Annotated in this window: 7 protein-coding genes; 2 read left to right on the top strand and 5 right to left on the bottom strand. The window is 67.6% G+C overall.

The genetic code is table 11. From position 1 onward, the window contains the following. Positions 1-428 precede the first annotated feature (428 nt). Entirely contained in the window at positions 429-605 is a 177-nt protein-coding gene (locus ACIQU6_RS43505; RefSeq protein WP_403488080.1) for a hypothetical protein, read from the bottom strand. Positions 606-944: 339 nt separating this feature from the next. Between ACIQU6_RS43505 and ACIQU6_RS43500 the strand changes: the two genes are divergently transcribed. Beyond that, positions 945-1,262, top strand: a complete 318-nt coding sequence (locus tag ACIQU6_RS43500; protein WP_403488078.1) for a transposase — start codon at positions 945-947, stop codon at positions 1,260-1,262. Positions 1,263-1,312: 50 nt separating this feature from the next. On the opposite strand, the gene istB is transcribed toward ACIQU6_RS43500, so the two are convergent. From istB to ACIQU6_RS43485, 3 genes are read right to left on the bottom strand one after another with little or no spacing between them, the layout of a single operon-like run. Then, entirely contained in the window at positions 1,313-2,065 is a 753-nt protein-coding gene (istB, locus tag ACIQU6_RS43495; protein ID WP_403488076.1) for an IS21-like element helper ATPase IstB, read from the bottom strand. Further along, positions 2,062-2,307 carry a hypothetical protein gene (locus tag ACIQU6_RS43490; protein WP_403488074.1) on the bottom strand — a complete coding sequence of 82 codons (246 nt, stop codon included), beginning with the start codon at positions 2,305-2,307 and terminating at the stop codon, positions 2,062-2,064. The genes istB and ACIQU6_RS43490 overlap by 4 nt, the downstream gene beginning before the upstream one ends. After that, on the bottom strand, positions 2,304-3,377 hold the full coding sequence (locus ACIQU6_RS43485) for a Mu transposase domain-containing protein (RefSeq protein ID WP_403488072.1): 1,074 nt from the start codon (positions 3,375-3,377) through the stop codon (positions 2,304-2,306). The genes ACIQU6_RS43490 and ACIQU6_RS43485 overlap by 4 nt, the downstream gene beginning before the upstream one ends. A gap of 194 nt (positions 3,378-3,571) precedes the next feature. Between ACIQU6_RS43485 and ACIQU6_RS43480 the strand changes: the two genes are divergently transcribed. Next, positions 3,572-5,308 carry an IS1634 family transposase gene (locus ACIQU6_RS43480; RefSeq protein WP_403488070.1) on the top strand — a complete coding sequence of 579 codons (1,737 nt, stop codon included), beginning with the start codon at positions 3,572-3,574 and terminating at the stop codon, positions 5,306-5,308. A gap of 56 nt (positions 5,309-5,364) precedes the next feature. On the opposite strand, the gene ACIQU6_RS43475 is transcribed toward ACIQU6_RS43480, so the two are convergent. Next, positions 5,365-6,006: a hypothetical protein gene (locus tag ACIQU6_RS43475; protein ID WP_403488068.1), complete on the bottom strand. Its 642-nt coding sequence runs from the start codon at positions 6,004-6,006 to the stop codon at positions 5,365-5,367. Positions 6,007-6,388: the final 382 nt, after the last annotated feature.

Raw genomic sequence — 6,388 nt, 5'->3', positions numbered from 1 at the left:
TCCGGAACCTCGCGATCAACACCCTGCGCTCGGCAGGACACCGCAACATCGCCGCCGGCCTACGCGAGATGTCCTACCAGCCCTTCAACCGCCCCCTCGACCTACTGAAACTCCCCTGACCTGCCCAAACATCCCAACACCCGGACTTTGCAACAGCCCTGGTTGGGGCTGCACCGTGCTTTGCGGAAGATCCGCCATTGCTTCACCCTCGATCCACCGCGTGACGGGTGCCCTTTGAAGCAGGGCGTGAGCGTTCTCGACTGGCGAGACGTCACTTTTGTGGAGGATCAGTCGAGTTGGGTGCCTTGTGCACCTGGCGGGACGAGGAGCGGCCTCGGATGATTAAGGTTCTCACGCCGTTGATCACAACCGAGGCCGCGCCGTATGCCATCTTCCCTGATCTCTGCCCCGGCAGCTGTAGTTCGTGATCATGTGGTGGCTTCTGCGGTGATGTGGTTCCAGTGGCGGTGGCTGACGGCGGCCTGGTGCTGATGGCGGCGGCGCCACCTGGACCAGTGCAGGACGTGGGCGTCGTCCCGGGCGGGTTCGGGGAGAGCGAACTGCCGGAGGAGGCGGAGGATCTCGTTCCTGGTCAGCGCGATCATTCCGTCTCCTCGGGGCTCGTTCGGTGGTGCGGTGGGTCTGGGGCCCGCGGGGTGGAGGATGGTCGCGAGGGTGAGGACGGCGGTGGCAATCAGGGCGAGCAGGCTCCAGCGGTGCCGGGACTTCCAGCAGGTGACCTGGCCCTGGTCGAGGCCGGCGACACTCTTCGCGGTCTGGGTAGGGTGGGCCGCACGGCGAGGTCCCTGCCGTTGGACAGGCCCTTTTCCGTGCGGCCTCCCTCCCCAGGGCGACTCTGTTGCTCAATTGCCTGCGGGTGGTGTCGTGTTGAGGGCATGATCGGTGCTGTGGCGGAGGGCCGGTCGTTGGTGGGGAGTGAAGCTTTGTCGATACAGCTCAGGGGTCTGCCGTCGGTTCCGGAGCGGACTGCGGCTGTGGCTCGGGCCGCTTTCCCGAAGGGCAGTCTGCCGATCCGGGTCCGTGACCGGCTGGCCGAAGTGTTCGCCGACGAGCCGTTCACCGGCTCCTTTGGAGTGCGGGGCGCCCCGGGGATGCCTCCGGCGGTTTTGTCGCTGGTCACGGTGCTGCAGTTCACCGAGAACTTGACCGACCGGCAGGCTGCCGCGATGGCGGTGCGGGCCATCGATTGGAAGTACGCCCTTGGCATGGAACTGACCGACTGTGGGCGCTCACGCAATTGACCCGGGGTCGGCTCATGGAATTGATCCGGCCCCGGGTGTGGTGATCGGGTCTACTTCGGGTTCTTGGGGCGCTTGTTCGGCCTGTAGGAGGGGCCGTTCATGAAGACCTGATGGCTGGTGTTGATCAGTCTGTCCAGGAGCGACTCGGCGACGACCGGGTTCGGGAACAGCGGATACCAGTCCTGCGGTGCGCGGTTGGCGGTGATCGCGATCGAGCGGCCCTCGGCGACGCGCTGGGAGATGAGCTCGTAGAGGTCGTCGGCCTGCGTTGCGGTGAGCTCGCGCATCGCGAAGTCGTCGAGGATCAGCAGGTCGGGCTTGATGTGCGCGGCGAGGCGTTTGTCGAAGGTGTGGTCGGCGTGGCCGCCGGCCAGGTCGGCCAGGATGCGGCTGGTCTTGTGGAAGCGGACCTCGGCTCCTGCGCGTATCGCGAGGTGTCCCATGGCCTGGGCGACGTGTGTCTTCCCGACGCCGACGGCCCCGTAGACAATGATCGATTCTCCGGCTTGCAGCCAGCGCAGTGCCGCGAGGTCGCGGATCTGTGCGGCCGGGAGTTTGGGGCTGGCGGAGAAGTCGAAGCCTTCGAGGGTCGTTTCGGCCTCGAAGCGGGCTCGGCGCAGGCGGCGGGCCATGGCAACCTGTTCCCGGCGGGTGATCTCGTCGTCGCAGAGGATCTGCAGGAACTCCAGGTAGCCCAGGCTGCCGCCCTGAGCCTGGGCGAGGCGGGCATCGAGGGTTTCCAGCATCCCGGACAGTTTCAGGGTCCGGAGGCTGTCGGCCAGCGCGGGGCGCAGGATCGTCATCGTGTGGTCTCAGCCTTCTGGGGGTGTCCGGCGGGGTGGGTGAGCAGGCCGTGGAGGGTGTCGGCGTGCAGGCCGGCGGTGGTGAACAGCACGTCGACGGCGCCGCCGAAACCGAAGTGCGCGTCCAGGGCGTCCGCGACGGACACGTCGTCCATATCCAGCACCGTCTCGAGGATCCGCAGCAGTTGGGCCAGCGCGATCGCGTCCTGGCGGGGCAGCGCGACCGTGTCGGTGCCGGTCACGAGGCGGCGCCCGGCTCGTCGCCGTCGGCATCGGTATGACGAGCGGCGGGTGTCGCGCTCGTCGTGCCGGTCGTCGTCGCGGCGTTCGCGGGGAACGGGATGACGTCGGCGAACAGTTGCTCGGGGCCGTGCAGGAACGCCGGGGCGCCGGCGTCACCGGTGGGCCGGTCGTGCCCGGTGTCCTCCAGTCCCGCGGCCAGGATGTTGCGGATGGTGCGATACGACGGGTCGCCCGCGGCGGCGGCCTTGCGGCAGGCCGCTTCCAGCCGGGCGTCGGTGTACTTGCCGGCCAGATTCAAGATCGCCTGGGCCGAACGCAACCGGTGCAGGGCCGGGCCATCCAGCAGCTCGGCGATGACCGCGGTGGTCGCGGGCCCGGTCTGCTCAGCTTGCTGGCGACACCAGGTGGGGGTCTTGGCATGGAAGGCGATCTTCTCTGCCGGGTAGTCCGCGACGTCCGTGGCCCGGCCCTTGTCCTGACGGACGTGGGTCTTCACCAACTCGCCCTGGTGGAAGATCTGCACCATCGTCGCCGTGGCGCGGATGTCGACGTGGCTCCCGATCAGCTTCCACGGAACGCTGTAGAGCACCTTGCCGCACTTCACGTGCACGTCCGGGGCGACCTTGGCCCGCGACCACTCCGCCAGGATGAACGGTGCGGCCGGCAGCGGGATCAGCGTTGCGGCCTCGGCCTGGTCGAACACCTCGGCCGGAGTACGGCCGTCCAGACCGCGGTGCTTGCGCCGGCCCGCGACCTCACGGCACCAGTGCAACGCCGACGCCTGCATCTCGACCAAAGAAGCGAATTCTCGACCTTTCCACCATGAATCACGTATATAAGGCATTTGGCGCTCCACCCGGGGCTTGTCCTTGGGTTTCAAGGCGCGCGCCGGATCCACCAACGTGCCGTAATGCGCCGCGAGTTCGGCATAGGAACGGTTCAGCTTCGGGTCATAGAGGTCGGGCTTGTCCACCCCGGTCTTCAGGTTGTCCGGCACCAGACGAGCCGGAGCACCGCCGAAGAACGCGAACGCCTCGACGTGACTGGCCGTCCACGAAGCCTGGTCCATGCTGACCACAGGACGGACGAACATGTGCCGGGAGTGCGACCTGAGTTCGACAGTTGGTGGGCATACGGAGCGGGTCGACAGTGGATCTGTGCAGGTCACAGGGGCCGGGGTCGTGTGAGCAGCCCGAAACATGTGGGCAAACGAATCTAGGATGGCTATTGATCTGACCTCGTGCTCTGCCCGATGATGCGGGCATGTATCTGCGGAAGATCCAGCGTCGGAACAAGGACGGGTCGGTGGTGCGCTACCTCCAACTCGCCCACAACCGGCGCAAGGACGGCACCACGCAGGCGGAGGTGCTCGTCAACTTCGGCCGCGAGGACCGCCTGGACGTCGACGGGCTGCGCCGCCTGGTCGCTTCGATCAACCGCTACCTCGGCGACGAGGACGACACCGCGGCGCCGCTGGGTGCCGAGGCGGCCGGGCCGTTGACGGTGGAGTCCTCCCGGCCGGTCGGCTCGAGCTGGCTGCTGGACGGGCTGTGGAAGCTCTTGGGTATCGACGCTGCCCTGGCCTCCCGGATCGGCGGGCGGAAGTTCCGTACCGACGTCGAGCGCACCCTCTTCGCGCTGGTCGCCAACCGGGCCATCGCCCCGGCCTCCAAGCTCGCCGCCGCCGAGTGGGCCACCTTCGACCAGGTGATCCCCGGCCTGGACACGCTCAGCGAACAGCACGCCTACCGGGCCATGGACCTGCTCATCGAGGCCGATGTCCAAGGGGCGGTGCAGGAGGCGGTGTTCTTCTCCGCCGCCCACCTGCTCAACCTCGAAGTCGACCTGGTCTTCTTCGACACCACCTCGACGTACTTCGAGCGCGACGAGGCCGACGACCCGGCGGGTGAGAGCTCCAGCCTGCGGCAGTACGGACATTCCAAGGACCACCGCAAGGACCTGCCGCAGATCGTCATCGCACTGGCCGTCACCCGCGAGGGCATCCCGGTTCGCTGTTGGACCTGGCCCGGGGGCACCAACGACCAGACCGTCGTGACCGAGGTCAAGGACGGCCTGCGCGACTGGCGGCTCGGGCGAGTGGTCACGGTCTGCGACACCGGGTTCTCCTCCGAGGCCAACCAGTCCTACCTCAAGCGGGCCGGCGGCCACTACATCACCGGCATCAAGATGCGCGAGGGCTCGAAGCTCGCGGACCGGGCCCTCGCCCGCCAGGGCCGCTACCAGCCGGTTCGCGACAATCTGCGCGTCAAGGAGGTCCGCCTCGACGGCGACGAGGGCAGACGCTTCATCATCTGCCACAACCCCGCCGAGGCGATGCGCGACGCCGCCCGCCGCGAGGACCAACTCACCGCCATCCGCGAGGAACTGGCCCGTATCGCCACCGCCCACCAAGCCGACGTGGCCCGGGCGAAGGCCAAGGCCGTCAAGACCGGCAAGCGCCCGACGACTCCCTCGGACACGCCACATCGCAAGGCCGAGTGCGCGCTGCGCGACCACCCGGCGCTGGGCCGCTGGCTCAAGCAGCACCCCACCACCGGACGGCTGTCCCTCGACACCGCCAAGATCGCCGCCGAGGCCCGCCTGGACGGCAAGTACCTGCTGGCCACCAGCGACCCGGACCTGTCCGCCGAGGACGTCGCGCTCGGCTACAAGAACCTACTGGAAGCCGAACGCGCCTTCCGCACCATGAAATCCACCCTCAACCTGCGGCCGGTCTACCACCGCCTCGACGAGCGGATACGCGCCCATGTTCTGCTGTGCTGGCTCGCCCTGCTGCTGATCCGCGTCGCCGAATGCCGCACCGAACAGACCTGGCCCACGATCAATACCGAGCTCGGCCGCCTGCACCAGGTCACCCTCTCCGGCCCGGCCGGCAGCCTCCAGCAGACCACCCGCCTCACCGTCACCCAGACCAAACTCTTCAAGGCCTGCGGCGTGTCACCCCCACCAAAGATGAGCGGCCTCAAGACCCCCGAATAGCCGCTGAGCTGGGAAAACGCACTCCGGAGCCGTGGGCAAACGGCCCCGGAGCCTCCTCATGCCCATCGCTGCAGGTCAACCCCCAGATTCGCCGCGGCCGTATGCCCACCAACTGTCGAACCCGGGTGCGACAGCACCATCACGAACGCCCAGATCCGCTGAGAGCGTCCGGTTCGCGGATCGGTCCAGGAACCCAGCAGCCCGTAGTCGATCTGCGCCTCCAGCCCCGGCTCCGGATCCGCCCGCAGCACCGTGACCTTCGCCCTCACCGCGTCCTCGGCCAAGTTCGCCGCGATGTACCGCTTGAGAGAGGCCACCGAACCGGGCACCCCGCGCTCATCGCGCAGCCGCTGATGGATCGTCGCCTTGGTCACACCGGCCCGCAACTGCTCGGCGATGTACTCGCGGTGCTTGTCGAACTCCGGCCAAGTCACCTGCCGCAACCGGGTATCCGTCAGGTGCGGGAACCACTCCTTGACCAGCACCGCCCACTCCGCCTCGGACACCGGCGGCCCGCCGGGCACGAACCCGGCCGCGATCGCCGGCTCCACGTAGCGGCGGATCGTCCCGCGGGCCACCCCCAGCGAACCCGCGACATCGTGCTGAGACCGCCCGGCATACCAGTGCACCAGGATCTCGGTTATATCGATCACGTAGAACGTCCTCCTCGCCATCCGCCCCCCGGCTACCAGGGCCAACGAGAAAGGATCTTGAACGAGAAAGAGGAACAATCTTCACAACTACACCCGAACGCTCGCCATAACCTCGACGAACACCACGAGCACGCTACCGGGTCACGACGAGCAGCAAGCGGATCAATTACGTGAGCGGATCACACCTCAACGGGCCAATTACGTGAGCGCCGACAGTCGTGAAGACGGTCTCGTCGGGGACATGGGTCAGGGTGCGGCGTTCGTCGTCCTGGGCCCAGTCCCGGGGCAGGTAGAGGGACCGGTCGATGATGGTGTGTGTCCCTTGCGTGTGGCGTAACGGGCTGCCCCGCGATTGATGTTGGGGCGTGTTGGCCTGGGAGTTCGGCTGGTGGGTGATTCAGCAGGCCGTCGCGCGGACGAGCACGAG

Origin of the sequence: Streptomyces sp. NPDC090442, assembly GCF_044769405.1 — a bacterium.
In the GTDB taxonomy this organism is placed as follows: Bacteria; Actinomycetota; Actinomycetes; order Streptomycetales; family Streptomycetaceae; genus Streptomyces.
Note: the sequence above shows the minus strand (reverse complement) of the source record. Positions and strands in the feature narration are given on the sequence as shown.

What these genes read in the sequence shown, in the direction of transcription:
- ACIQU6_RS43505 (WP_403488080.1), bottom strand. Translation starts at nt 605, where the DNA reads ATGATCGCGCTGACCAGGAACGAGATCCTCCGCCTCCTCCGGCAGTTC.
- istB (WP_403488076.1), bottom strand. Translation starts at nt 2,065, where the DNA reads ATGACGATCCTGCGCCCCGCGCTGGCCGACAGCCTCCGGACCCTGAAA.
- ACIQU6_RS43485 (WP_403488072.1), bottom strand. Translation starts at nt 3,377, where the DNA reads ATGGACCAGGCTTCGTGGACGGCCAGTCACGTCGAGGCGTTCGCGTTC.
- ACIQU6_RS43480 (WP_403488070.1), top strand. Translation starts at nt 3,572, where the DNA reads ATGTATCTGCGGAAGATCCAGCGTCGGAACAAGGACGGGTCGGTGGTG.